The organism is Microcoleus sp. LEGE 07076 (genome assembly GCF_015207455.1).
Classification (GTDB): domain Bacteria; phylum Cyanobacteriota; class Cyanobacteriia; order Cyanobacteriales; family Microcoleaceae; genus Microcoleus.
Window position 1 is genome coordinate 1 of record NZ_JADEWV010000026.1, and the last position, 24,780, is coordinate 24,780.

At 45.8% G+C, this 24,780-nt stretch carries 28 protein-coding genes, 1 tRNA gene and 2 pseudogenes; 13 read left to right on the forward strand and 18 right to left on the reverse strand.

Annotated features, from left to right (window positions below):
- Positions 1-574 (reverse strand): hypothetical protein (locus IQ270_RS06540; RefSeq protein WP_193972437.1); only part of this gene is annotated, 574 nt, incomplete at its 3' end.
- Between the two features lie 862 nt (positions 575-1,436).
- On the opposite strand from IQ270_RS06540, the gene IQ270_RS06545 reads away from it, so the two are divergent.
- From IQ270_RS06545 to IQ270_RS06560, 4 genes are all read left to right on the forward strand, one after another.
- Positions 1,437-2,462: a site-2 protease family protein gene (locus tag IQ270_RS06545; protein WP_193972438.1), complete on the forward strand. Its 1,026-nt coding sequence runs from the start codon at positions 1,437-1,439 to the stop codon at positions 2,460-2,462.
- A gap of 63 nt (positions 2,463-2,525) precedes the next feature.
- Entirely contained in the window at positions 2,526-3,203 is a 678-nt protein-coding gene (locus tag IQ270_RS06550) for a PEP-CTERM sorting domain-containing protein (protein WP_193972439.1), read from the forward strand.
- A gap of 160 nt (positions 3,204-3,363) precedes the next feature.
- A tRNA-Leu gene (locus IQ270_RS06555) sits at positions 3,364-3,445 on the forward strand.
- Between the two features lie 74 nt (positions 3,446-3,519).
- Positions 3,520-4,290: an RNA methyltransferase gene (locus IQ270_RS06560; protein ID WP_193972440.1), complete on the forward strand. Its 771-nt coding sequence runs from the start codon at positions 3,520-3,522 to the stop codon at positions 4,288-4,290.
- Here IQ270_RS06560 and IQ270_RS06565 read toward each other — a convergent pair.
- The 4 genes and pseudogenes from IQ270_RS06565 to IQ270_RS06580 all read right to left on the reverse strand — a co-directional run bounded on the left by IQ270_RS06565 (position 4,287) and on the right by IQ270_RS06580 (position 5,748).
- Positions 4,287-4,442 (reverse strand): hypothetical protein, encoded by a 156-nt coding sequence (locus IQ270_RS06565; protein ID WP_193972441.1) that lies wholly within the window; start codon positions 4,440-4,442, stop codon positions 4,287-4,289. The two genes, IQ270_RS06560 and IQ270_RS06565, sit on opposite strands and share 4 nt — an antisense overlap.
- 123 nt (positions 4,443-4,565) lie before the next feature.
- A pseudogene (locus IQ270_RS30750) lies at positions 4,566-5,155 on the reverse strand (IS1634 family transposase); the annotation flags it as partial.
- A gap of 141 nt (positions 5,156-5,296) precedes the next feature.
- Positions 5,297-5,470, reverse strand: a pseudogene (locus tag IQ270_RS30755) (IS1634 family transposase); the annotation flags it as partial.
- A 92-nt stretch (positions 5,471-5,562) separates the two neighbouring features.
- A complete protein-coding gene (locus IQ270_RS06580) occupies positions 5,563-5,748 on the reverse strand; it encodes a hypothetical protein (RefSeq protein WP_193972444.1) in 186 nt (61 codons plus the stop codon).
- Positions 5,749-5,750: 2 nt separating this feature from the next.
- Here IQ270_RS06580 and IQ270_RS06585 point away from each other — a divergent pair, with 2 nt between their 5' ends.
- The gene (locus IQ270_RS06585) at positions 5,751-6,374 is read left to right on the forward strand and encodes a hypothetical protein (protein ID WP_193972445.1); all 624 of its coding nucleotides are present in this window, start codon (positions 5,751-5,753) and stop codon (positions 6,372-6,374) included.
- A 137-nt stretch (positions 6,375-6,511) separates the two neighbouring features.
- Here the strand turns inward: IQ270_RS06585 and IQ270_RS06590 are convergent, their stop codons facing one another.
- Genes IQ270_RS06590 through IQ270_RS06600 form a run of 3 tightly spaced genes read right to left on the reverse strand, consistent with a single transcriptional unit; the run spans position 6,512 to position 7,202 of the window.
- Positions 6,512-6,859 (reverse strand): transposase, encoded by a 348-nt coding sequence (locus IQ270_RS06590; RefSeq protein WP_228056128.1) that lies wholly within the window; start codon positions 6,857-6,859, stop codon positions 6,512-6,514.
- Positions 6,856-7,035 (reverse strand): hypothetical protein, encoded by a 180-nt coding sequence (locus IQ270_RS06595; protein WP_193972446.1) that lies wholly within the window; start codon positions 7,033-7,035, stop codon positions 6,856-6,858. The genes IQ270_RS06590 and IQ270_RS06595 overlap by 4 nt, the downstream gene beginning before the upstream one ends.
- Positions 7,032-7,202 (reverse strand): NblA/ycf18 family protein, encoded by a 171-nt coding sequence (locus tag IQ270_RS06600; RefSeq protein WP_193972447.1) that lies wholly within the window; start codon positions 7,200-7,202, stop codon positions 7,032-7,034. The genes IQ270_RS06595 and IQ270_RS06600 overlap by 4 nt, the downstream gene beginning before the upstream one ends.
- Before the next feature lie 235 nt (positions 7,203-7,437).
- Between IQ270_RS06600 and IQ270_RS06605 the strand changes: the two genes are divergently transcribed.
- The 3 genes from IQ270_RS06605 (at position 7,438) to IQ270_RS06615 (ending at position 9,055) form a co-directional block, all read left to right on the forward strand.
- On the forward strand, positions 7,438-8,034 hold the full coding sequence (locus IQ270_RS06605; RefSeq protein WP_193972448.1) for a phycobiliprotein lyase: 597 nt from the start codon (positions 7,438-7,440) through the stop codon (positions 8,032-8,034).
- 12 nt (positions 8,035-8,046) lie between these two features.
- Positions 8,047-8,193: a hypothetical protein gene (locus tag IQ270_RS06610; RefSeq protein ID WP_193972449.1), complete on the forward strand. Its 147-nt coding sequence runs from the start codon at positions 8,047-8,049 to the stop codon at positions 8,191-8,193.
- 103 nt (positions 8,194-8,296) lie between these two features.
- Positions 8,297-9,055, forward strand: coding sequence for a phycobilisome rod-core linker polypeptide (locus tag IQ270_RS06615; protein ID WP_193972450.1), 759 nt, complete (start codon positions 8,297-8,299; stop codon positions 9,053-9,055).
- A gap of 352 nt (positions 9,056-9,407) precedes the next feature.
- Here IQ270_RS06615 and IQ270_RS06620 read toward each other — a convergent pair whose 3' ends face one another.
- The gene (locus IQ270_RS06620; protein ID WP_193972451.1) at positions 9,408-10,367 is read right to left on the reverse strand and encodes an RluA family pseudouridine synthase; all 960 of its coding nucleotides are present in this window, start codon (positions 10,365-10,367) and stop codon (positions 9,408-9,410) included.
- Positions 10,368-10,584: 217 nt separating this feature from the next.
- The gene (locus IQ270_RS06625; protein WP_193972452.1) at positions 10,585-12,036 is read right to left on the reverse strand and encodes an ATP-dependent DNA helicase RecQ; all 1,452 of its coding nucleotides are present in this window, start codon (positions 12,034-12,036) and stop codon (positions 10,585-10,587) included.
- 421 nt (positions 12,037-12,457) lie between these two features.
- Here IQ270_RS06625 and IQ270_RS06630 point away from each other — a divergent pair, with 421 nt between their 5' ends.
- Positions 12,458-13,267, forward strand: coding sequence for a phytanoyl-CoA dioxygenase family protein (locus tag IQ270_RS06630; protein WP_193972453.1), 810 nt, complete (start codon positions 12,458-12,460; stop codon positions 13,265-13,267).
- 536 nt (positions 13,268-13,803) lie between these two features.
- On the opposite strand, the gene IQ270_RS06635 is transcribed toward IQ270_RS06630, so the two are convergent.
- A complete protein-coding gene (locus IQ270_RS06635) occupies positions 13,804-14,184 on the reverse strand; it encodes a hypothetical protein (RefSeq protein ID WP_193972454.1) in 381 nt (126 codons plus the stop codon).
- Between the two features lie 298 nt (positions 14,185-14,482).
- Between IQ270_RS06635 and IQ270_RS06640 the strand changes: the two genes are divergently transcribed.
- Entirely contained in the window at positions 14,483-15,091 is a 609-nt protein-coding gene (locus IQ270_RS06640) for a M23 family metallopeptidase (protein WP_193972455.1), read from the forward strand.
- Positions 15,092-15,444: 353 nt separating this feature from the next.
- On the opposite strand, the gene ftsH is transcribed toward IQ270_RS06640, so the two are convergent.
- A complete protein-coding gene (ftsH, locus tag IQ270_RS06645; protein WP_193972456.1) occupies positions 15,445-17,385 on the reverse strand; it encodes an ATP-dependent zinc metalloprotease FtsH in 1,941 nt (646 codons plus the stop codon).
- Positions 17,386-17,803: 418 nt separating this feature from the next.
- Here ftsH and IQ270_RS06650 point away from each other — a divergent pair, with 418 nt between their 5' ends.
- Entirely contained in the window at positions 17,804-18,349 is a 546-nt protein-coding gene (locus IQ270_RS06650; protein WP_193972457.1) for an NADPH-dependent FMN reductase, read from the forward strand.
- A 232-nt stretch (positions 18,350-18,581) separates the two neighbouring features.
- Here the strand turns inward: IQ270_RS06650 and IQ270_RS06655 are convergent, their stop codons facing one another.
- Complete coding sequence (locus IQ270_RS06655; protein ID WP_193972458.1) at positions 18,582-18,812, reverse strand: hypothetical protein; 231 nt, start codon at positions 18,810-18,812, stop codon at positions 18,582-18,584.
- Positions 18,813-18,936: 124 nt separating this feature from the next.
- Between IQ270_RS06655 and IQ270_RS06660 the strand changes: the two genes are divergently transcribed.
- Positions 18,937-19,659, forward strand: coding sequence for a photosystem II repair protein Psb32 (locus tag IQ270_RS06660; protein ID WP_193972459.1), 723 nt, complete (start codon positions 18,937-18,939; stop codon positions 19,657-19,659).
- Positions 19,660-19,822: 163 nt separating this feature from the next.
- On the opposite strand, the gene IQ270_RS06665 is transcribed toward IQ270_RS06660, so the two are convergent.
- Positions 19,823-20,206, reverse strand: a complete 384-nt coding sequence (locus tag IQ270_RS06665; protein ID WP_193972460.1) for a DUF4346 domain-containing protein — start codon at positions 20,204-20,206, stop codon at positions 19,823-19,825.
- 264 nt (positions 20,207-20,470) lie between these two features.
- Between IQ270_RS06665 and dcm the strand changes: the two genes are divergently transcribed.
- On the forward strand, positions 20,471-21,505 hold the full coding sequence (gene dcm, locus IQ270_RS06670) for a DNA (cytosine-5-)-methyltransferase (protein ID WP_193972461.1): 1,035 nt from the start codon (positions 20,471-20,473) through the stop codon (positions 21,503-21,505).
- Here the strand turns inward: dcm and IQ270_RS06675 are convergent.
- From IQ270_RS06675 to IQ270_RS06690, 4 genes are all read right to left on the reverse strand, one after another.
- Positions 21,492-21,902: a hypothetical protein gene (locus IQ270_RS06675; RefSeq protein ID WP_193972462.1), complete on the reverse strand. Its 411-nt coding sequence runs from the start codon at positions 21,900-21,902 to the stop codon at positions 21,492-21,494. The genes dcm and IQ270_RS06675 overlap by 14 nt on opposite strands.
- 81 nt (positions 21,903-21,983) lie before the next feature.
- Positions 21,984-22,391 (reverse strand): hypothetical protein, encoded by a 408-nt coding sequence (locus IQ270_RS06680; protein WP_193972463.1) that lies wholly within the window; start codon positions 22,389-22,391, stop codon positions 21,984-21,986.
- Entirely contained in the window at positions 22,388-22,807 is a 420-nt protein-coding gene (locus tag IQ270_RS06685; protein WP_193972464.1) for a hypothetical protein, read from the reverse strand. Before IQ270_RS06685 ends, IQ270_RS06680 begins: the two co-directional genes overlap by 4 nt.
- Before the next feature lie 164 nt (positions 22,808-22,971).
- On the reverse strand, positions 22,972-24,780 hold the full coding sequence (locus IQ270_RS06690; RefSeq protein ID WP_193972465.1) for an aspartate kinase: 1,809 nt from the start codon (positions 24,778-24,780) through the stop codon (positions 22,972-22,974).

Consider the following 24,780-nt stretch of genomic DNA (forward strand, 5'->3'; position numbering starts at 1 on the left):
CCCCAGGCTTCAGCAACGGATTATCATCCCCGCCCACATAATCGCGGCCCTGCTTAATATTCGCGTAATTCAAATAAGGACTATCCGCACTCACACCCGTATCAATACTCCCCACCAACGGCTGATCAGCCAAAGGAAAATTGAGCAATTGACGGATTGCATTCGGATTGTTAGGATTCGGCGAATGCGGATCGACGGGAATCAAAGCAATCGGCAAAGTCTCAAACGCACCGCCCGGAGTGTAAGGGGTTTGAGTGGCAATCCCATCATGGTACAGACCCAGCGGGTCAAAATCAATCAGCGGTGGTAAATTATTAGTTGGCGCAGCAGGGTCGATCGGGCAAACACCGCTATCAGCCAAGAAATTAGGTAAATGTAAATCAGAAAGCGACAAAGAACCCAATAATTGATGTAGCTGGTCGAATTCGTGATCCCAATCTCCAAAACCCGCACTCGGAGTCACAATTCTTTCTAAGATAAAACTTTTCGGTCGTTTCCGACTCTTTGTTTTACTTGAATCCCCAAAACCTTGAGCCCGATCGCGTTTTTTGCCACCAAAATTTAGCCAACCCATAACTTTTGCACCCTGTATTAATATGAAGTCGATCGCCAGAACCTAATTAAATGCCTTCAGACACTCAACCAAAATCCTTTCCCTACAAAGATTTTTTAATAATCGTCAAAAATTTCTGTTTATTTGAAAAATTACGCAAAATTAACAAATTTTCAGTATAGGCGATCGCTTTAAATATGCCGCGCTTTGCTAACGGTCAGGCGGGCGATCGCACAAATACTTTGTTAATGCTTAATTTCTGTGGTTTGTAGCTTCTTCACGGTCATCATACACCAAAAATGATTTTAGCGATCGTAAAGTTTCTGTAAACTTTTTGGGAGAGCAATCCCCTCCTCAACCAGAAGTATCAGCTACACAAGGTTTCCCGCGCAATCACAGGTGAAAAATGCGTAATTTCTAAAATAGTTAGAACTTACACTTGCTTTTTTTCGGCTTTCTGATACCATAAACACCAAGGTGAAATTTGGATTAAAGTCTAAAGCCCAAACAAATATCACTCAAGCTTCTTCACAAAATGCTTCAATACTTCCCTGCTTCATTGAAATGGGGTCAAATTTCTTTTGAAAAATACGCTTTTCAGGGAAAGAGAGGGTTGATCGAAATACTCAAAAACCTAGCGGAGAAAACTGAAAAATATAAATTTGCGATCGATTCAAGACAATTCAATAAAAACACCCACTGTCTCTCTGCTTGATCCGAAAGTCTAGATCCCCCTCGCATCCCCCTTAAGAAGGGGGACTTTGAGAGAACTCTTGTCCCCCCCTTCTTAAGGGGGGCTAGGGGGGATCGAAATCTCCGCCTAAAAACGCCTAATTCCTATTCAATTAAATCGAAACTTTGCCATCCAAAGTTACAATTTACAATGCAACTCAAATCAGCGGTGCAGTGGATACCTCATCCCGACGGTTATTGGATACTTCGCAATCCCGAAGACATTACCTGTCTGCAAGTTGACGACTTTGACAAACAGGTAATCTTGCAACTAAGTCAACAGCCACTAACTAATATTCTCGCCGAATACGACCTAGATTTAGAAGATGTGCAAAATCTCTTAAAAGACTTAGCACAAGCAGGAATGCTAGAAGGAACCAAGCCCCCAAAAGCCAAATTCAATCTGCTATCCTTCACAATTCCCCTCGTCAATCCCGATGTTTTGCTGTCGCGGCACATCGACAAACTCCGCTGGATTTGGACGTGGGAGTTTGGCTTTTTTCTGTGCGCTTTCATCTCTTCCTCTGTAGCAGTGTGGTTGGCTTCCCCAGCGGAAGTTGCCACTTCGCACCAGCAGTTATTGACAGCCGGAAAACTTGAGAACATAATCAAAGTCGTCTTGCTGACAATGCTAGTAATAGCTTTGCATGAACTCGGTCATGCTTTCACCCTCAAACACTACGGCGGTATTGTTAAAGAAATTGGATTGTTGTTTATGTGTTTCATCCCCGGATGCTATACAGATACAACTGACCAATACAGTTTAGTCAGGCGGAAACAGCGAGTTTTAGTAGTAGCGGCGGGAGTATTGATTCAAGTAACAATTTGGGCATTTGCTGTTTGGATGTGGCTGTTTTCTCAGTTCAATCCAGTTTGGCATCAAATTAGTTACTTGTTGATGGTGGCGGCATTGCTGACAGTTGCAATTAACTTGAATCCGTTGAATAGATTTGATGGTTATTATTTGTTGGTTGCTGGAACTGGCATTAACAATCTGCGACAAAGGTCGTTTGATTTTTATGGGGATTTGTTGCGGAGGGAGGAGATTGAGGAAGCAGCAGAAACTCGATGGGTTTTGGCGGCTTATGCGCCTTTAAGTATAGTTTATACTGTTTGGGCTTTTAGTTACTTAATGTCTTTGATTGGAAATTGGGCTTTGCGGAGTTGGAGTTTTTAACCGCAGATGAACGCGGATGAACGCGGATAAAATACAATTTGATTATTTTAGGGGTTGATCGAAATGAATGTTTATCAAAAGTTGGGAATTGTTGGCGGAACTTTAAGTTTTGCAGTTGTTAGTCAATGTTTTGCTGTACAAGCTGCTACTCTCACTCAAACTTATACTGTGGATCTGGGTTCGCAGCCATTAAATAGTAGCACGAATGTGGTTTTGCCTAAGTTTAATTCGCTGTTGGGAACGCTATTAAAGGCTTATGTTACGGTTAAGTCTACTGTTAATAATAGTGTTAGCATTACTCCTTTGACAGGAGATTTTATGGGGACGGCGGCGACTAATGCCAGTATTGCTGTGAATATTCCGCTGTTGAAAGTTGACCCTAATTTGACTTTAAGTGTGTTAGCAAGTCCGCCGGAAACTAAGATTGGTAGTGGCACTACGGGAAGTGTTAGCGGTTCGGCTTCCGGTACTGTGTCAAAGAGTTATGATTCTCCGGAGTCTCTGAGTGCGTTAAGTGGATGTGATGGTGATACTTTGATCGCAGGTTTGATGACGACGGGTTTTACTCAAATTCAGGGGAATCCTGTGAGGGGAAGTTTCGACGGTAAGGTTGCGGCTAACACTACGGTTAGTGCAATTTATGAGTATGAACCTGTACCGGAACCGATGACTGCTGTTGGTACGTTTGTGGCTGCTGGAATGGGTTTGTGGTGGAAAAGAAGGGCTTCAAAAAAGGTGTAATATTAATTTGGATAGCCTCCTAGCCCCCCTTAATTAAGCAGGGTGGATAAGCGGTTCTTAAAGTTCTCCCTATTACTCGCAGCCGAGAAGAATAAAATAAATTGCCCAAAACAGTTGACAGATTTTCCAAGATATGGGATAGTATAAGTTCGTGACAAATGCGGAACTGGCGAAATTGGTAGACGCGCATGATTCAGGTTCATGTGGTGCAAGCCTTCCGGGTTCAAGTCCCGGGTTCCGCATTCTCAAGGCAGAAGAAAGTTTGGGGTTAACCCGATACAGGCAATAACCCCATTGGCTCTGCTGAATTAATACAATGCTCACAAGTATTCAAAACCCCCTAGTCAAAGAAATCCGCAAGCTGCATAGCTCGAAGGGACGCAGGGAAAAACAATTATTTTTACTCGAAGGGACGCATTTGCTGGAAGAAGCTTGCGCGGTGAAATACCTGTTAGAAACAGTTTGCTGCACTCCTGAATGGTTGAATGGGCATGAGAAACTGTGGGAGCAAATTGGTAGTTTAGCCGATCGCACAGAATTAGTCAGTGCCAAAGTGTTAGATTCGATCGCCACCACAGTTCAACCCGACGGCATCATCGCCACCGCACCCCCAGAAATTTCAACTTTAGGAATAGCCTTAGAAAAAATCCAAGATCCCGGCAACTTGGGGGCGATCGTCCGCACGGCAGCGGCTGCTAGTGCCGACGGTTTGCTGCTGAGCGCCGACAGCGCCGATTTAGATCATCCCAAAGTGCTGCGCGCCTCCGCCGGAGCTTGGTTTAAGCTGCCAATAGCAGTCGCTCCAGATTTAACCGCAGCAGTCTCGGGGTACAAAAATCGGGGAATGCAAATTTTAGCCACCGCTGCGGGCGCGAGTTTAACTTATTGGGAAGTAGATTTGCGAGTGCCGACTCTGATAGTTTTGGGTAACGAAGGTTCTGGATTGTCGCCAGAATTGAGAAGTTTGGCCGATCGACAAATCCAAATCCCCCTAAGCCGCAACGTAGAATCATTAAATGTGTCGATCGCCGGAGCCCTCATCTTATACGAAGCTCAACGGCAAAGAAGTCAGGCGCTGCTAAATTAGGGTACGATCGAGCAACGCCCGCCATCGCCTACTATCCAAATAATTTCTTTGATTTTGATACGGAATTGAAACATCTCCAAATTTAAGAAGCGCGAATTAATCATCGATCGAATGGACTGTTTGAGCAATTTGCTGTCTGAGGCCTGAATCACCAAGAGTTTTTCGTTTCAACCCCGCTATCACCCACATTCCGCAGGTACGATCGCCTCATCCAAGATTTTTCAAAATATAGGACTTGAAAAAAAAATGACTCGAGCGATGTACTAGCGTTACTCTCAAGAAAGCAGGTAATATTTGCGACAAGGCGCACCAAAAAATTGGATAATCCACAATCTTTCTCGATTGAGATTGGTAATTTGTTTGACGCCATTAACCGTTAACAAATGAATCGACATAAAACAGTGAAAAACCCATCTCATTGTGGGTTTGGCAGTAGGTTTACTTACTTGATTGTCAATGGTTTGTTTCGCTCGTTCGAGAGCTTGACGCAGCGAGGGTTGACCCAAACTATAAACAAACACAAACCCATTAACCTTGCCAGCGCAGCCACTCGCTCAGGGGTCTTGCTCAAGAAACTCGAAGTAAAAAATAACGCAGCTTTGAGAAACCGAAAACCTCGCTCCGCCGATGGCTGCGCCTTGTATTATTGTAGAATTTGTTCATCATTTAACACCTTCTAGTCTAACACATTGGTTGCCAACAAAAACAACCCTGCACGTTGCCGAACGGCCGCAATGACGCTACCTTTAGGAACAAGTACCGCACAGATTTGATAATGTTTCTGACCGGCTGCATCCAGGCGGGGTCTGCCAGATTTTTTGTGTTCTCTAATTTCGATCGCTTGCTTGTCCTGTAATTGATGGTAGGGTAACTGTTGCGACAATGCAGCCGCGGCAGCGTCGGGCATCTGGTTCACAGGCTTGCCTGTTGACTCTGTAATTGTTTGAGTACACAAACGGCTTTTGCTTGTTGTTTTGCTAGGCGTTTCTCCAATTGGAGAGAGGTCAGATACCCATCTCAATTGGGTCATCTGTTGGAGGTTAGCAGCAGTGTAGAGGGCTGCATCAGCCAGAAACAGTGCATCGACATTCCATTGCTGTTTCAATTCCAGAATCAGTTGGGCAAATACAGCTCCGTCGCTTTCATGGCCCGAGCCCACTCTCAGGTACAAAGGGATATCTCTCATATCAGACGCTTCAATATTGCTGATCTTTTAAAAATACTCGATCGCGCTCGTGCAGTATCCGAATGTGGGTTGTACTGGGATTATAGCTAAATTTTGTTGCCTGCGTCGTCGGTTTCTTCGGTGCCGATGGAGATGCGGGTTTGGAGGATGATTTGTTTGAGGGTTTGGTTTTGTTGGTTGAGGGGTTGCAGGTTGGGGGCGCGATGGCTGATGGGCGTTGCTGATTCATACGCCAGAATCAACTTTTCGCTTGATGTTACAAAGCTCACCATACTTGGCTTATAGCAATTGGGAAATCTTGAATTCATGTTTATATTCAGCAACGCCAGATTTAAGTTCTCAAATATCTAACCGCAGAGAACGCAGAGAAATCAGAGAAAGGGGAGAGAAATTCGATCGAGCTGACTGTACTGGATTTCACATTACCACAAGACCTCTATTCCCTCTTCCCTCTTCTCTCTGCGCCAAGAGCGCCCTCTGCGGTAAAAAAAAGGCGTTGCTGATTCTGGCGTATGAATCAATTTTTCGCTTGATGTTACAAAGCTCACCATACTTGGCTTATAGCAATTGGGAAATCTTGAATTCATGTTTATATTCAGCAACGCCAGATTTAAGTTCTCAAATATCTAACCGCAGAGAACGCAGAGAAATCAGAGAAAGGGGAGAGAAATTCGATCGAGCTGACTGTACTGGATTTCACATTACCACAAGACCTCTATTCCCTCTTCTCTCTGCGGTCTCTGCGCCAAGAGCGGTAAAAAAAAAGGTGTTGCTGATTCTGGCGTATGAATCAATTTTTCGCTTGATGTTACAAAGCTCACCATACTTGGCTTATAGCAATTGGGAAATCTTGAATTCATATTTGTATTCAGCAACGCCGGCTGATGTTGCCGTTTGATTGGATTACCCAGATGTAAATTTCTGAAAAGACAATGGAATATTCAACTATTGTGCAGTTTCTGGATCGGGCAATTTGTTGGATTTTGGGGATGGATAAGTAGGTCGGTATAAAAAAACAAGGCAAATAAAGAAATGTTAACAAGCGGAATTGGAGCTGAATTTAAAGCGATTAGTTATATAATTTCCTCGTTGCCCTCTCGCTTCAATTCCATCCATTACTGCGTAGGCAATATCTAGTTCATCTTCAAACATTTGTCCGACCAGTTCATGATTTTTAAGTTGCTGCCATTCCAGTTCAATCTTGTTCATTTCCGAACAGTATTTAGGTAAAAAGAAAATATACAATCCCTGGCTTTCCCACTGAGACCATTTTTGCTGGACATCCAGAAATTTGTGTATGGAACCATTATCTTGAATTATCACTCTGCTCCGTCCAGTTAATTTCATTTCCAACTCAGCTTCTTGTGCTTCATTTTCCATCATAGTGATATATGATTTGCTGCTGCGGGCCGGAGCGGGTCAATGCCCCATGCCCGGAGCGAGCCCATGCCCCAAATAATTGTCCCCGCACCTACTCGCGAAGCAGGTACGGGGATTAATTTATCAAAAAAGTTGTGTTGTACAGCTCTAGTGCAGCGGGCGATTGTCGAAAAGCTCACATTTTCTTCATCCAATACTTTAACAAGTTTTCTTTGACCATGTTCTGCCGCATAACTTCTAGCAGGTATTCCTGAGCTTGGTCTTGGCTCAAGCTTTTGACTTGTTCGCGCAGCACTTGCAATTTGAACTGCTGCTCCATGCTGAGGCTGGTTGTAGGCATATCCATAAATCGCTCCTCCAGTTTGCTACATGAGATCGTCTGTGCGATCGCGATCGTAATCACCTTTCGCAAGATTTCTTGTGTCTCCTACATTGTAAACTATCATAACATTCACTTGACAATATGTCCAAAGTAGACATTTTGAGACTAATTTGTTTCGCAAAAGTACATCTAAGTGGAGGGAGCTTTATCATAAAAAAGCGTAAAAACTGGGAAGCCTCAGCCAAAGGAGTTAGTTTGTATGGATGCAATGGAGTTTTTTCACAGTAGTGCTGGAGAATGGCGATCGCAGCGCAGCACTCACCACCTCGCTTTCCGCCAAGCGGAGATTGGGGATTCAAATATTCAGGTAACGGCCCTAGGTGCGGATGACGCGCGAGTGGCTGAAATTTGCCAGATGCACGAGGTCGATCCGAGTCGGGCTGCTGGGGGAGCATTTGTGACTTGGCACGGCACGATGGCGTGGGATAAGGATGATGAGAATCACAAGGGCTCTACTGTGTTCGCGATCGTCCCAGACCCTGAAAATCCGCGGCAGGGTTTGATGTTGCGGGAACGGGGTTATGCCGAAATCGTGCCGGTGGCGGGCCGTTTTGAGATGGACGATGAGGATGCGCTGCTGCTGATTACCGAATACGAGACTATGAGTTCGATCGAGCGTTTTTGGTTTCCCAATCCCAACGTGCGGATGCGGACGAGTAGCGTCAAGCGCTTTGGCGGTTTCAGCACTTCAACTTTTTGTACTGAAATTCGGGTGGAACCAGACTCGGATGCAGCGGCCCCGGCTGCTGAGAAGGAGTCGGTTGCTACCGAGTTTTACTCAGCCCTAGGCTGGTAATTTATTTGGCAGTTGGCAGTTGTCCGTTGTCCGTTGTCAGTTGTCAGCGAACAGCCAACAGTCAACAGTCAACAGCCAACAGTCAACAGCCAACAGTCAACAGTCAACAGCCAACAAATGTTACAGATTGTTGCAAAAATTCAGGAAAATCGGATTTAGATTGCCTGAATCCCCTAATCTGTATGTTGGTTAGTTGTATCCGTTATGCTGGCAGCTCGCGGTATCAACTATTTCGGAAATTTGAGATAACGGAGATTATAACGTGGCGCTTCCTTTGTTAAATTACGCCCCCAAAAGCCAAAACCAGCGCGTTGCTGGTTATGAAATTGGGGGCGACGAGCAGCCCAGAGTTTTCACAACTGAAAATGTGCTCTCGTCTGGAGACATGGAAAATTTGATTTGGGCTGGATATCGCCAGATTTACAGCGAACACCAAATCCTCAAGAGCAACCGCCAAAAGTTTTTGGAGTCGCAACTGAAGTTCGGCCAGATTACGGTGCGGGATTTTATTCGCGGTTTGGCGACTTCGGCTCCTTTCATGGAGCGGAATTATCAAACTAACAGCAACTACCGATTTGTCGAAATGTGCGTGCAGCGCATTTTGGGCCGGGATGTTTACAGCGAGCGCGAAAAGATTGCTTGGTCGATCGTGGTAGCCACTAAGGGGCCTCAAGGGTTTATTGACGATCTGGTCAATAGCGATGAGTACCTGGAAAAGTTCGGCTACGATACAGTACCTTACCAGCAGCGCCGGATTTTGCCTCAGCGTGTTGGAGGAGAAACTCCTTTCAACTTGAAGACGCCCCGCTACGGTGAGTACCACCGCTCGCAGCTCGGCTTCCCGCAAATTATCTGGCAGACAAGTGTCCGCCGTTTTGTTCCTCAAGAACAGCAGCCGAAGGCTGGCGATCCGTCGAACTATTTGGGTATGGCGCGCAATATGCCCATGCCTGCTACTCCGCCGCAGCGCGTGCCACTGGCCAATATCAATATCGACACGATGGTTCCTTACCGTCGGTAATTGATGCTGCTTGGTATTATTGTTTGTGTCGGGCGATCGACTTTTAGTTTGAGAAAATTTTGAGTTTTGAGTTTTGAGGTTTGAGTTTTGCAGTAAACTTGGAATCCAAAACTCAGGACTCATAATTTTTTGTGTGCTAAGCGAACCTGATATTAAAGGTTCGTAGTCAGGACTTTAGTCCTTTTTTCTAAATAAAAAAAGAAAAAACTAAAGTCCTGACTACAAACGGTGCCAATCGCCTCTATTGATTCTCCCGAGATTGGATGCTGCTAAGCGAACCTGATATTAAAGGTTCGTAGTCAGGACTTTAGTCCTTTTTTCTAAATAAAAAAAGAAAAAACTAAAGTCCTGACTACAAACGGCGCAGGCGCAATATTTTTAACAAGGTGTTGAATTGATCGGGTAAAGGTGCGATCGCCTCAATCAACTCTCCTGTCACCGGATGCTGCAATGTCAGCCGCCATGCGTGGAGGGCTTGTCCGGTCAAATTGACTCCTATAGAACGGTTGGAACTGTAAACTGGGTCGCCGACAATCGGATGTTTGATCTCCGCTGTATGCACGCGAATTTGATGGGTGCGGCCTGTTTCTAATTGATAGTGGATTAAGCAATAGTTGCCGAGTCTTTCTTGAATTTTCCAGTGAGTAATTGCGGGGCGGCCGCCTTTTTCTTCTGCTACTACTGCCATTTTTTTGCGGTCTGTGGGATGGCGACCAATTGGTAAATCTATTGTACCTGTTTCGATACTGGGAACGCCGTAAACTACGCCTAAATATTCGCGGCGGGCGGTTTTGGTTTTCAGTTGGGCTTGCAGGTGTTGGTGGGCAACATCGGTTTTGGCGATCGCGATCGCACCTGTGGTATCTTTGTCCAATCTGTGGACGATTCCCGGCCGCTGAACTCCGCCGATTGCTGCTAGGGGACAATGGGCTAAAAGCGCGTTAACTAATGTGCCGTCTGGATGTCCGGCGGCGGGGTGGACTACTAATCCGGCGGGTTTGTTGATGATAATTAATGCCTCATCTTCGTAGAGGATATCCAGGGGAATTGCTTGGGGCTGTAAGGATGTGGGCTGGGTTTCGGGTAAGGTGAGGTGAATGCGATCGCCCGTTTTTACTGATATTTTTTTCGACGTACAAGTTGCGTCGTTGACTTTGACATTGCCTTGTGCTATGAGGGTTTGCACGCGCGATCTCGATAAGTCTGGTATCTGGTTTGACAGCCAAATATCTAATCGCTGAGTGACATTACTATGGTTAAATTCCTCTGTATTTTCTACTGTATACATTTCTTTAGTATTTATTTCTATCATTTAGTTTATTTGTAATTTGTAATTTGTAATCGGTAATCGGTCGTCGATATATAATTATACCTTAAGGTGCGTCGCTATTAGATTGTCGATTTTTCTGGGGAATTTTTGATGGCGACGCACTCTACGGCTACTACGGCTACTTTCTTTCATATTTCTTAGTCCGCGGAGGCGGACTTTGTTTGACAAGGAGCGGTTTCAACCGCCGAGTTATCTAGAATTACCGACAATTATCGCAGTGGCCGCAGCGCATAGATGTAGCTTCCTTGGTAAAGCCAAAAGCTTGCAGCAAAAATTGCCATCTACACTGTCGGTGTTTGAGATATTTTGCCATTTCTGCGGCGGCGGTAAAGTTTTGTTTGGTGCCTTTTTGTGGTGCGGATTTGTCGATGATCGCATAATTGAAAGGATCTGACCATCTTAACTGTCCGCTGCTGTGCAAGATGGAAAGGGATCTCGCACTTTGGGGAAATTCCCGCCCCACAGCATCTACATCGCCCTTAGCTGGGAGTTGTTTCGCCAACTGCTGCGCTTCTCGAAATTGCGATCGTAATTTGTCTTGAAAAAATTGTGCTCTTTGTTTGTCATCGGGATAAAGCAAACCCGTAGGTTCGCTAATCAACGTCAGGGCGATCGATGATTTACCGTCCCGTCCGCCTCTACCTATTTCCTGAATGTATTCCGATAATAGCAAAGGTGCTTGAAAATGAACAACCCAGCGCACATCAGGCTTGTTAATTCCCATCCCGAAAGCACAGGTACAAATCACAAACTTAATATCTCCATTCAGCCAAGCTGTTTCGATTTTTCGCCGCGATTCTGGACTTAAGCCTGCATGATATGCTGCTGTTTCATAACCTGCATCTTCCAACAAAACCGCCAAGTTTTCGCTATCTTTTCTAGTGCGGACGTAGACTAAACCTGCTTGTTTTGGTCGAGCTTTGATAAAATTAAATAATTGCTGTTTGCGTCCTCTCGGAGTCCAAACTGTTTGCACTTGCAGGTGTAAGTTAGAACGGTAAGGACTTAGCAAAAATGCTTCTGGTTTTTGCAGTTGTAAAACATTTTTGATTGTTTTTTGTGCTGACGGGTTGGCGGTAGCGGTGAAAGCTGCGATCGCAATTTTACTACCTTCCGGCTTAGATTTTAACAAAGTCGGCCGTACTGTTCCCAAACGGCGGTAAGCGGGTCGAAAAGTATCGCCCCATTGGACTAAACAGTGAGCTTCATCTAATATTAAACCGTTGATTGGTATGTGCGGCTGACTGATAATTGCCCAAACAGGTTTGCTGAGTAATGTTTCGGGAGACAGATACAGCAATCTCAACTTATTTTGTTGCAGCGATTGCATAGTTTGTTGGCGTTGCTGCGCTGATAATTGACTGTGGAGGAGGGCAGCCGGGAGATTGAGTTCGCGCAATTCTTGCACTTGATTTTCCATCAGTGCGACTAACGGCGAAATCACCAAAGTTAAGCCTGTTTCTAACAAAGCTGGCAGTTGAAAGCAGATTGATTTGCCGCCACCTGTCGGCATAATTATCATTGTATCTTTCCCGGCTAACAAACTGCTAACGATTTCTGCTTGGGGCGGCCGAAAGTCGTCGTATCCCCAGATTTCTTTGAAGGCGGCGCGGGCTTGATTTAATAATGTTGGTTCTGGTTGGTATTTCATTTGGTTTATTCCCAGATCAGACCTGTCAATTATACCTGAGTCCGTAGGGTGCGTCAGCAAAAGTCCGATCTGTTTTTAGCAAAAATTTTATAACTGACGCACCCTACAATAACTGATTCCGTAGGGTGCGTCAGCAAAAGTCCGATCTGTTTTTAGCAAAAATTTGATAACTGACGCACCCTACAATAACTGATTCCGTAGGGTGCGTCAGCAAAAGTCCGAGCTGTGTTTAGCAAAGATTTGATAACTGACGCACCCTACAATAACTGATTCCGTAGGGTGCGTCAGCAAAAGTCCGAGCTGTGTTTAGCAAAGATTTGATAACTACTGACGCACCCTACAATAACTTCAGAGTATGCAAATATCGAGCATAATTAGTGTTAATTTAATAACAGTTAATAACTTTACTCAAATTTGAATTATGAACGCAAGCACCTTAAACGAAGTTTTTAGCTATCAGCAAAAGACTTGCGACATTTCGGATACAGCGGGCGCGGTAGCAGCACTACATGAAGATGGTTTTGCGCTGATTCCCGGTGTGCTAGGCGAGTCGGAAATAACGGCGGCACGGGAAGCACTCGATCGCCTGCAACCCTTCGGACTCGATGGTAGCAGTTGGAGTGAGTTGAACAAACATTTTAAATGCGTGTTCAATCGCGATCGCCTGTGGCTTTCATATATCGATCGACCTGGTATCATTGAATTGGCAGAAGCATTGATGGGCAGCGATTGCCACATTATCGGCATGACTGCGTGGAAAAGTGGCCCCGGTTACGATGGTTGGCGCGTGCAAGTCGATCAGGTGTTTGTCCCAGTACCCGAAAACGTGTTTACCGTTAGCACTTTTCAACTACCTGTCTGGATTTGTACAGCCCATTTCTATCTCAGCGACATCACAGAAGACCTCTGTCCTACCTATATTATTCCTGGCAGTCACAAATCTGGTAGAAAGCCCGATCGCAGTGAAGAAACTTGGAACGGACACTCGCCAGAACCAGTTGTGTGCAAAGCAGGAGACGTGCTGTTTTTTTGCAGTGAAATTTGGCATTCCGGCGGCAGAAATACGACAGTCGATGGCAGTCGCTATATGCTGCAAGTGCATTATTCCCATCGCAACATCGCGCAGAAGTTTTCGCCTTGGCCGTGGCAATTCAATCCCGAAATTATCGCTACCGCTACAGAAAGACAACTGCGACTTTTAGGCAAACATCCTGAGTCAAACTACGGTTAAAATATAGCCTTTCTCAAAAAGATGAGGTATGTCTGGTAATCAGTAATCGGTAATTGGTAATTGGTAATTGATAATCGATAGTTCCTATAAGCTTTCTGAAGTTTTTGGAGGTAAAGACGCTGTACGTTTGTGTGTGTTATTCTTAGTGATAGCAGAATTTGGCATACGTTATATTTATGATATAGCGGTTCTCAAAAAGGTGAGATATGCCCTATGCCCTATGCCCACGAGAGTACCTCATCTTTGTGAGAAAGGCTATAACCGCTATATGATCAGTTTGGCTTGAGGCGCGATCGACAAATAAACGTGAAATGTCATATTTATTAGATCGGATTGCCCAACTCAAAAACTCTCTTCAAATGAATCTGCGTTTGTCTGCCTTACATCTGCGGTTAATCTATCAATCAAAAATGTATGCAATTAAACTCTATTTTAGATTTTGAGTTTTGGATTTGAGACGATCGTCAATTCTAGATCCCTGCGAATCCCCGAATATCTTCAGCAATCCCAATCCAAAATCCCAAATCTAAAATCGCCTAAGATTGACCGTCTCGGCGGCCGAGTTCGTAAACGCCGCAGCCAATACAGGCGATCGTCCCCATAGATACCGCCCAACTGGTACCCAACGACAATTCGACGCCCCAATTGCACAATCCGCCCACAATTAAAAAGGGCAGAATACTCAGCAGGGAAGCATAAAAAGTATTTTGAGCTTCTCGCGCTTGGCGGGTTCTCTCAAACTCCGCTTCCGAGGTATAGAGGGATCTTTCGGCAAAATTCATCCAGCGGTTGAGTTGCAGGATTACCCATTCTGTGAGGGGCGAGAGACCCCAGTACAGGGCTAAAGACCACAATGACGCGCCGGCGATCGCAGTTGCATCTATGGCAAAACTAAAAGGGAAAATTTCAGTAAGCATTGCTGATGTGTGTTATAAATTTGAGATTTCAGAAAGCATCCAAAATCCCGGACTAAACTATAGTGTCAAACAAAAGCTCGATCGAATTCAACCGCACGACAAATTTCTCAGTCCAACGACTTTCGGTTCCCTAGCATATTTAACCTGAACGCTTGACACCAGTTCTGTATGCAGTAAGATACACGTTGGTTAACTGATTCGCTACTGGGCAAAGCACGCGAGGCAATCTTGCAGCGAATTGGCACAACAGACAACGCAGATTCGCAAATACATTAAACTTTCAGGAGTTAAATAAATCGTGCAAGACTCTACAATACCGAGAGTGGCCAAACGCTTTTTTCGCCCCAAATCGCTGCTGCTGGTAGCAGCTTCCATCGGCATTGGTTTACTTGGTATGGGGTGGCGGCAGGAGTTAGTGCGGGCTCAGCAAGCTTCGCCAACCAAAATCGCTACGGGTAATTTGTGGCAAGAAGCTTCTTTCCCTGTCGAAAATTTTGAAGCCTACAGTTCTCCGTTCGGTCCCCGCGGCGGCGATTTTCATTACGGTTTGGACATGGCGGCCCCGGAAGGCAGCTATATCCGCAATTGGTGGGGGGGTCAAGTGGTGGAAGTTTGGGAAGATGGCAGGTGCGGCACTGGTATGGTAGTGCGATCGGGAGATTGGGAACACATCTACTGTCACCTCAGAGGTAGAGTAGAAAAAGTTAACGGCGGGCGCTATTATGTCGATCGCGAAGGCGGCCTGCAAATTTGGCAGGGTCAAACGGTGCCGGCGGGTGCGAGAATTGCCAGAGTGGGAATGACAGGGCGCACGAGTGGGCCTCACTTGCACTGGGGATTGAAGTACGGCGGCCGCTGGGTAGACCCGGCTTTGGTATTGCGGGAAATGTATTCGCAACAATCTTAATTAGTCATTAGTCAGCAGTCATCAGTCAGTAGTCAGTAGTCATTAGTTAAGATAAAGAGTCATTGGTCATTAGTCATCAGTCATTAGTGATTAGTTAGCAGTCTTTTTTTTTGTTAGCAGTAAGGAATGCAAGTTCTTGTCCTTATTTGTCAAAGCAGTAAGCTGCTTCAGGCGAACCCTAAAAGTAGAGTCTGTGCATAATTCCTACTTCGTTAACTAATGACTAATCACTAATCACCAATGACTGATGACTAATGACTCTTTACATTAACTGCTGACTAATGACCAATGACTAATGACTCTTTACCTACTGCCATTTGCCAACTGCCAACTAACAACTGTCAACTGACTATTTACGTTGGAGCTAACTCTTTTTTGGTCAACTCGGTGTATCGAGCGACAATTTTGCGGAATTGGTCTCCGTCGATCGTTTCTTCATCCAACAGCACTTCCACAAGTTTGTCTACCAAAGCGCGGTTTTCGCGGATAATCCGGCGAGCTTCTTCGTAGCAGTGAAAGGCAATCTCCCGGACTTGCCGATCGATCTTGATTGCCATTTCTTCAGAATACTCGGCTCGCGAATTCCAGCTTTGACCCAAAAACACCTCATTGTTCGGACTTTCCAAAGCCACAGGCCCCAAATCCGACATCCCGTAAAGCGTTACCATCTCCCTAGCGAGACTGCTGACTTGTCTGATATCGCTGCTGGCACCCTTGGTTACTTCGGCATCGCCGTAAATTTCAGCCTCCGCAGCCCGTCCCCCCAAAGCTACTGTAATCCGGCTTAACAGCCAAGCCCGACTTGTCAAACCTTCGCTGTCGATCATTTCGTCGTCGTACACAAAGTTAGCAAAGCCTCCGATGCCGCCCGAACGGGGAATAATCGTTACTTTTTCCAGCGGATCGGCATTTTTGAGCATGGTCGCGACTAGGGCGTGTCCGATTTCGTGGTATGCTATGAGCCACTTTTTCTTGCTGTCGAGCAGCGGGTTGAGCGTCAGCCCGATCGTGATCCGGTCGATCGCATCGTTAACTTCTAAGTTACCAATCGTGTCTTTGCGCCGTCGGGCGGTGAGAATTGCCGCTTCGTTGAGCAAGTTTGCCAAGTCAGCGCCGGAAAAGCCGGGGGTGCGGCGGGCGATCGTGTCTAGAGCAACTTCTGCGTCGAGTTTTTTGTTGCGCGCGTGAACTTGCAAAATTCCCAAACGTCCTTTGTAGCTGGGTAAATCTACCGTTACTTGTCGATCGAACCTGCCGGGCCGCAGCAGGGCAGTATCGAGCACGTCAGGGCGGTTAGTAGCTGCAATCACAATCACCCCGCTGTTACCCTCAAAGCCGTCCATTTCTGTCAGCAACTGGTTGAGAGTTTGTTCGCGTTCGTCATTTCCACCGCCGATACCGGCGCCGCGCTGCCTTCCTACCGCGTCTATTTCATCGATAAAGACGATGCAGGGGGCATTTTCTTTAGCTTTTTTGAACAAGTCGCGGACGCGGGAAGCGCCGACTCCGACGAACATTTCGACAAATTCCGAACCGGAGATGCTGAAGAATGGGACGGCTGCTTCGCCTGCGATGGCTTTTGCCAACATTGTTTTACCGGTTCCCGGAGGCCCGATCAACAAAACTCCTCTGGGAATTTTGGCACCGATAGCGTTAAAGCGTTCGGGTTTTTTGAGGAAGGTTACGACTTCTTGCAGTTCTTCTTTGGCTTCTTCTATCCCTGCTACGTCGTCGAACATCACGCCGGTTTTGGCTTCCATTTGGAAACGGGCTCGGGATTTGCCGAAGTTCATGGCATTTCCTTGCGATTGGGTCGATCGGCGCAGGATAGCCATCAACACTGCCAACACTGCAAAAATCACTAGCAAGTTTACTACTAAACTGACTGCCGCGGCATTGTCGGCTGTTTGTTTGACTTCAAAGTCAATCTTTTTGGCGCGGATTTGCGAGTAAAGTTCTCGGTTGTTGTAATCGAACAGGGTAACAGTTTGGGTTCGATCGGTTTTTTGATCTTTTAGCTTAACTTTGGCACTTCTTTGAGTTTCGTCTATTTCGATTTTACTGACTTGCCCTTTGTCTATGTTTTCGATGAGTTTGCTGTAACTCATGGTGTTGTTTGGTGCGCTGTCGGCAAAAACCGGGGTCGAGAGCAATATTCCTTGAGAAATCACCAAACTGCCCAGGATTCGCCAAAGATTCCGTGCGGGCATTGATTTTTTAGGATTCTGCTGGCTCGATTTGTCTTTGTTTACAGCTAGAGGCCCCAGCCATGCGTGTTTCCAAGAATTTTTCATATTGCTTTTTTGCCCGAGGTTGAAGACTGCCAAGATTGACTGCTTGTGGTTTGCTACGTTCGTTTATTTTAACAAGATGCCGGGTGTTGGATGGGTTGATCTCTGGCTGGGATCTCAACAGGCCACTCGAGATAGTCCGTAAAAAACCCGCTGCGACTGAGAAATCGGGTTTTTTACCGAATTTCGTGGCTGTAACCAAGTATTGTAAAAACCTGGTTTTTCCACCCTGTAGGCTGAATTTGCCGACTGCGACTGAGAAACCGGGTTTTTTACCGAATTTCGTAGCTTTAACCAAGTATGTGGTAAAAACCAGGTTTTTCGGCCCGGGTAAATCTCAAATCGATTGACAGTTGCCGATCGAACTTGCTAGATTAATCATAGTCGTAATGAGTACGCTTTAGGGTGGTTTTTAAGTTTTATGGTGAAGATTGTCGGCATTGGTGGAAGTTTGCGGGCTGGCTCTTACAGCCAGTTAGCGTTGAAGGTGGCAGCAAGTCGGGCGCAGGCCTTGGGCGCAGAGGTTGAAATATTCGATTTGCGATCGAGCGCTCTGCCCTTCTGCGACGGCGAGAATGATTATCCCGATTACCCGGATGTGGAAAAGCTGCGGAATGCGGTGAAGCAAGCAGACGGTTTGATTTTGGCAACGCCGGAGTATCACGGCAGCGTCAGCGGTGCTCTCAAGAATGCTCTGGATTTACTCACTTTCGAGCATTTAGATGGGAAAGTTGCGGGTTCGATTAGCGTTTTGGGAGGGCAAGTCAACAGCAACGCGCTTAACGATTTGCGAACTATTTTGAGATGGGTGCACGCTTGGGTAATTCCCGAACAAATTGCGATCGGACAAGCTTGGAAAGCTTTTAGTCCTGACGGTAAATTGTTGGATGAAAAACTGTCTGAAAGGTTCGACGAATTTGCTAAAAGTTTGGTAGAAAATACGCAAAAATTGCGAGGAGTTTCTTAGTAAAAGGCTAGCTTTTGGAAATTATTAACTGTTGACTCTTGACTGTTAGTTGTTGTTTGTTAGTTGTTAGTTGTTAGTTGTTATTGGAAATTGAGAAGTGGAAATTGGGAATTCGTAGCAAGTAACCAATAACCAATAACCAATAACCAATAACCAATAACTAATGACTACTGACTACTGACTATTGCCAACTGCCAACTGCCAACTGCCAACTGCCAACTGCCAACTGACTTCAAAATGGCATATCGATCGTGTCTCCGAAAGGATACGGTACATCGATCGGCATTCTTCCGGGTTTTGACTCATACTTGTCAATCCACTTTTTGGCTAATTCCAAAGCTTCCTCCTCAGTCTTGGCATTTTGGACGGCGACGTGGCGGTTGCCCCGGCTATCCCAAACTTCGACGTAGAAGACTTTCTGCGATTGCATAATCCAACCTTTATAACTGTCTGCTGGCTGCATAGTTAAAATCCTAAAATCATCGGGCGGGGCGTTAGCAGGGCGACCTAAATTTAAATATTGCTTTGCATAAATTGCATTTTACGCTGGTTTCTATAGTATTTTTGGAAAAAAGTCAGTTTTACGGTTGACTAGACTCCTCAAGCAATTATTTAAATGGAGAAAATATCTCCAACCAGTGGCGGCGGCGATCGCGATTGCCCTGATCGCCTCCCAGATAGCGGTATTGCCGGCATTGGCGACTGGCGTTTACGAAATGCCGCTGCTGTCGGCGGGCGATCGAATTTGGGTGTTCGACAAAGGCGACGTACTCAGCCGCAGCAGCGAAAGCAATATCACCAGCCAACTCGACAACCTAGAAAAAGAAACAGGCAAAGAAGTCAGGTTTGTCACCATCCACCGCTTAGACTACGGCGAAACAACTGCCACTTTTACTAACCAACTGTTTGAACAGTGGTTTCCCACAAAAGAAGACCAGACCAATCAAATTTTACTGGTTCTCGACACTGTTACCAACAGCGCCGCAATTCGCATCGGCGAAGGGGTGAAGTCCCTGCTAACCGATGAAATTGCCCAGAGTGTAGCTGGGGAGACCTTGCAAGTGCCGCTGCGGGAAGCTAACAAATACAACGAGGCATTGACGGAGGCGAGTTCGCGCATTGCTGCTGTTTTGTCCGGTGAACCAGATCCGGGCGCGCCTGAAGTTGTTGATAACATTCAAGTTGAAGGCACGTTTAAAAAAGCTGAAGAAACAGACCAAGGTAATGCCACAGTTGTTGTGGTTGTGCTGTTGGTGTTGGCGACAGTGATTCCGATGGTGACTTATTTCTGGTATCAAGGTTTTTCGTGATCGGTTGCTGCCAGATGCCATAAGTTGTTCTGTATTTAAATTGTATTTCAAGAACAAATCAAACTCTTGTGGGATGATGCTTCAAGCACAGTCTGGAATATCCAATTTAAATATGCAACAGCTTAAGTTGCCGTTTTGTCAAGCAATTCATGGCGCGGCTGGATTAATCTTGAACGTATTCTCGATCGCTCAACAAAGCAATTTCTGCCCGTACAAATTCCCGTCCCAGATAAGCCGCGTGATCTAACATTGTCACCGGGCTGGGGCGGGTTTCTTCTAGGATTTTGACGCAAAGTTCTTTGGCGGTTCTGGCGGTAAAAAGTGTAGACTGAGTGCGTTCTACCTTGCCGCGGGCGGGGATGGGTTTGCCGGTTTCGGGATCGACTGCGAGACCTCTATCGTCGATGATGTTGGTGAAATGTTTCGCACAAATTAGGCTGGTTGTGCGATCGAGGTAGATGATGAAGTAGCCGCCTGGATCGAGGTCGATGTGGCGTTTGGATAGGTTGTCATCGATGGCGGTGAGGTTTTCCAAGGTTTGACTCATGGTTGGTGAAAGGAAGTAGATAATGGCTGTAATTTTTCCTGCTATTTCTAGTTTAGTCGGCTGCGGGACAAGTTTGGGAGTTTTTGGGCGATCGACATTCTACACGATATCTGTAGGGACTTAAGCCTTGCCCTGTCTGGCGCGGGGTTTTGGTTTAAATTAGTATTTTGAACCACAGAGAGCGCAGAGAGCGCAGAGTGGAAGAAGAGAGAGAAACAAAATATGTTATAATTGGCTTGAGTAAGATTTAGTATTAAATTATAGATGAAATTTATAGATTTATTTTCGGGGATAGGAGGTTTTAGACAAGGGTTTGAAAAAGTGGGTTTTGAATGCGTTTTTTCCTGCGAAATTAACAGCAAATGCCGAGAAGTTTACACAGACAATTTCGGCGAAGTACCTTTTGCTGACATCAGTAATATCAATCCCGCCGATGTAGCAGACTTTGATGTTTTAGTCGCCGGGTTTCCGTGCCAACCTTTTAGTATCTGCGGCAAAAAGCTCGGTTTTGAAGATACTAGAGGTACGCTGTTTTTCGAGATTTGTAAAATTATCAAAGTAAAGCAACCTCAAGTAGTTGTGCTGGAAAATGTCAAGCACTTAATCCATCACGACAAGGGAAATACCTTAAAAGTAATTATTGCCAGTCTTGAAGATTTGGGATACAGCGTAAATTGCAAAATGCTAAATGCTAAAGACTTCGGCATTCCCCAACACCGCGAAAGAATATTCATTATTGCAACTAAAGGTAAAGAATTCAATTTTTCTCGTCTCAAAACCAAGTTTCCGCCAAAACTCAGGGATTTTCTAGACGAGACAGGAGATTTTGAAATATTGGATAAATCAGAGTATACTTTAATTGAGTATCCGAGAAAGCAAGATTCGGGACTTGTGTTTGTAGGCTATAGGAATAAAGGTACTTGGAAAACTGGCGTGAGGCCGAATACAGAACATTTGTCGAGGGTTCACAGACAGCCGAATCGCATTTATTCGGTGGATGGCGTGCATCCGACAATTCCTTCGCAAGAAACATCGGGCCGGTTTTTTGTCTATTTTCTCGATCGAGATTTGGTGAGAAAGTTGACGCTGAAAGAATGTTACCGTCTCATGGGTTTTCCTGAAGATTTTAAGAGTTATCCGAGTGCGGGGGAGAGTTACAAGCAAATTGGGAATTCTGTTTGCGTGCCCGTGGTGGAGGCGATCGCGAAAGAAATATTAAGTCAAAACTTATTGTATGATGAAATGAAGGAATTGCCATCTGATGCACTACGAGAACATTTATCGTTCATGCTTCATTAAACCAGTTTAGCCGATCGACTAATATTACCGCTGAAGTAATATGTTTTGAGCGATATTCCGCACTCACATGATAAATGTAAGATGTCTGATCGGCATTAATCGGGCAGCTCAAGCGTACTGCGCGATCGGCATTTGTATTTTCCCAAGCAAGCCAAATACTACCTTTCTTATTTGGACTTATCTTTGAGGCTTTTGGAAAACTGTTTCCCATGCGATCGTAGGCTTCAACCACCAATTTCATCGCTGTCCTGAAAGCATACTCGGTCGGTCTCAAAATTCCGTACTCATCCTCTTCTTCTAAATCTAAAAGCTCGATCAGACGTTCGATAGTGATGCGGAAATTCGATAAACCGCTATTGCTACTGCTATCAGTAATTTTTTCGTTAGCTACAGTCATAAGATTAAATCCCTTTTGGGCGATCGCTAGTTTTATGCTAACACACCCTAATGCTATGAAATTATTAAACAACTTGCTGCACTATACTTGGGAAGGTTTCCATATAATTTGAGATTGCTGTGCTAACAAATCAGCCAGCAAATCAGCCATCTCAGGGTCATCTTCAGCGTAAGGTAGGCCTATGATATCAGCATGAGATATAGAGTCAGGAATTACATCTAAACCTAACTCGCGAACGCTACCTACCTCAAGGCGAGCAACTCCATAACAAGTTCTGAATCTTGCAGCACATTCTTCCGGAGAACAAACACTAGCAATGTTTACAGAAATACCCTGTTCGTTTTTATTTTTTCGCAAGTAGTAAGCTTCAGATTCAACCAGCCCCGTATCCTCATTTATCCACGGTTTACGAAGTAATGCCCGGTAGACAATAGCCCTATTAGAGAGTGGTTCAAACTCTGCCCGATCGCTAAAATCTTGTTCGTTCATGCTTGATTAAACCACTGTAGCCGATCGACTAATATTGCTGCTGAAATTACCTTCTCTGAACCGTGTTCATGATCTTTGCGATGATAAATACGAACCGGTTGCTCGTCATCGTCAATAAACGGACAAAACAAGCGGACTTTACAAGCTGGATCTACACTTGTCCAAGTCAGGCTAACACCACCTTGATGATCGGTACAAGCTGACGCTTTTGGGAAACTGCTTCCCATAACAGAATGTGCTTCTACCACTAAATTAAGTGCTGTTTTGAAAGCAAAATCGCTGGGTTTTAAAATGCCATATTCATCCTCATCATCTTCGCCTTCATAAAGTTCTCCAAGACGTTTGAGAGTGATACTCAATCCTGAGCGGCTGTAGTTGCTACCGCTATCAGTAATCTGTTCGTTGGCTAATGTCATAAAATTAAATTCCTTTTAGCCGATCGCTAATTTTATGCTAACACACCCTAATCCTATGCAATAACTATCGATAGTGTCGAACTATCAGGACACTCAAGATGCTGTTTCCCTACAATTAATCGAGGTAGGGACACGGCATTGCCGTGTCCTCCTTGGTGACTTTATCAGGCGGGAACTTGAATTCTTTCACTCCCCGCAAGCTCAAAGGCTGCGTGAATTGCTTTCAAAGCTGTGACACCCTGTGCCTCATCCACAACGCAGCTAATTTTAATCTCGGAAGTAGCAATCATTTGAATGTTGATTTGGTGCTGGGAAAGCGCTTCAAACATCTTTGCCGCAACTCCCGGATGCGCTACCATCCCGGAACCGACAACGCTAACTTTGGCGATTTCTGTATCGACGGAAACTTCGCCCCAGCCGAATTCTACTGCTGATTTTTCTAGGACTTCTTTCGCTGCTTCTGCGTCAATTTGTGCTACGGTAAATGCAATGTCGCGAGTCAATATGCCGTCGATATTGTGGCAGCGCTGCGATTGAATGATCGTGTCTACGCTAATATTTTCTTCGGCTAACAATCCGAACAGTTTTGCGGCTACTCCGGGTCGATCGGGCAATTGGCGAATTGCCAGACGCGCTTGATTGAGATCCAACGCCACAGCGCGCACAGCAGGCGGTTTTTGGGATGATAAACGCAGCCCTACAGGGGAGTTTGCTACGTCAAATGCTTTGCAAAGTTCGGCAACTGCCCGATCGCAATCCGTAGCATCGATCGTACAACTAACTTTCACCTCGGATGTGGAAATCATCTGAATATTAATCCCCGCATCCGCCAATGTCTTAAACATCTCCGCAGCTACCCTCGGCCGCCCGATCATTCCCGCACCCGCAATGCTAACTTTGGCTATGGGTCTTTCCTCTGCTTTCACTTCTGGTTCCCCCAATTCTGGGCGAGAATTCTTACCCAAGGCGGGGACAATTGCATCTGCAACCGCCACAGCTTGATTCAGCGAATTTCGCCTCACCGTAAAGGCGATATCGTTAGTATTTCCTTCGTGAATTGACTGGATAATTAAGTCTACATCGAGGTTTTGCTGCGCGATCGCCCCAAACAACCTGGCTGCTACTCCCGGGCGATCGGGTAAACGCAACAGCGACACCCCCGCCTGATCCAAGTCAAATTCCACCGCATCCACCGCTTTCGCGAGCTCCAAGCCCTCCAAAGGTCGGGCGGATGGAGGGGGGGAAACTACCCGCGTACCGGGCGCGTCACTCCAGCTAGAAAGCACCACCAGCGGCACGCCGTAATTCTTGGCAATTTCTACCGCGCGCGGGTGCAAGACTTTTGCACCCAAACTCGCCAATTCCAGCATTTCGTCGCAGGTGATTTCGTCCATCAGTTGCGCCTGTGCAACCAAGCGCGGATCTGTAGTCAGAATCCCGGGCACGTCGGTATAAATTTCGCATCTATCGGCCCGCAGCGCTGCGGCGAGGGCGACTGCTGTGGTGTCGGAACCGCCCCGCCCCAAGGTGGTAATTTCCAATTCTCCGGCGTTGGCGATGCCTTGGAAACCCGCGACGACGACGACTTTACCGCTATTTAACTGGGTTTGGAGCCTGTTCGGGTCGATCCGCAAAATCCGGGCGCGGGTGTGGGCTGCTTCGGTGACGATGCCGACTTGGGCTCCTGTAAGGGAAATTGCCGGCTGTCCCATTTCTTGCAATGCCATGCTTAACAGGGCGATCGAGACTTGTTCCCCTGTCGAGAGCAACATATCCATTTCCCGCTTGCTGGGATTTGCGGAAATTTCCTTAGCCAGTTTCACTAAACCGTCGGTGGTTTTCCCCATTGCTGAAAGGACGACAACTAAGGAGTTTCCCAACTGTACTGTTTTGACAACTCGTCGGGCTACTTCTAAAATGCGATCGACTGTACCAACCGATGTTCCGCCAAATTTCTGAACTATTAGTGCCAT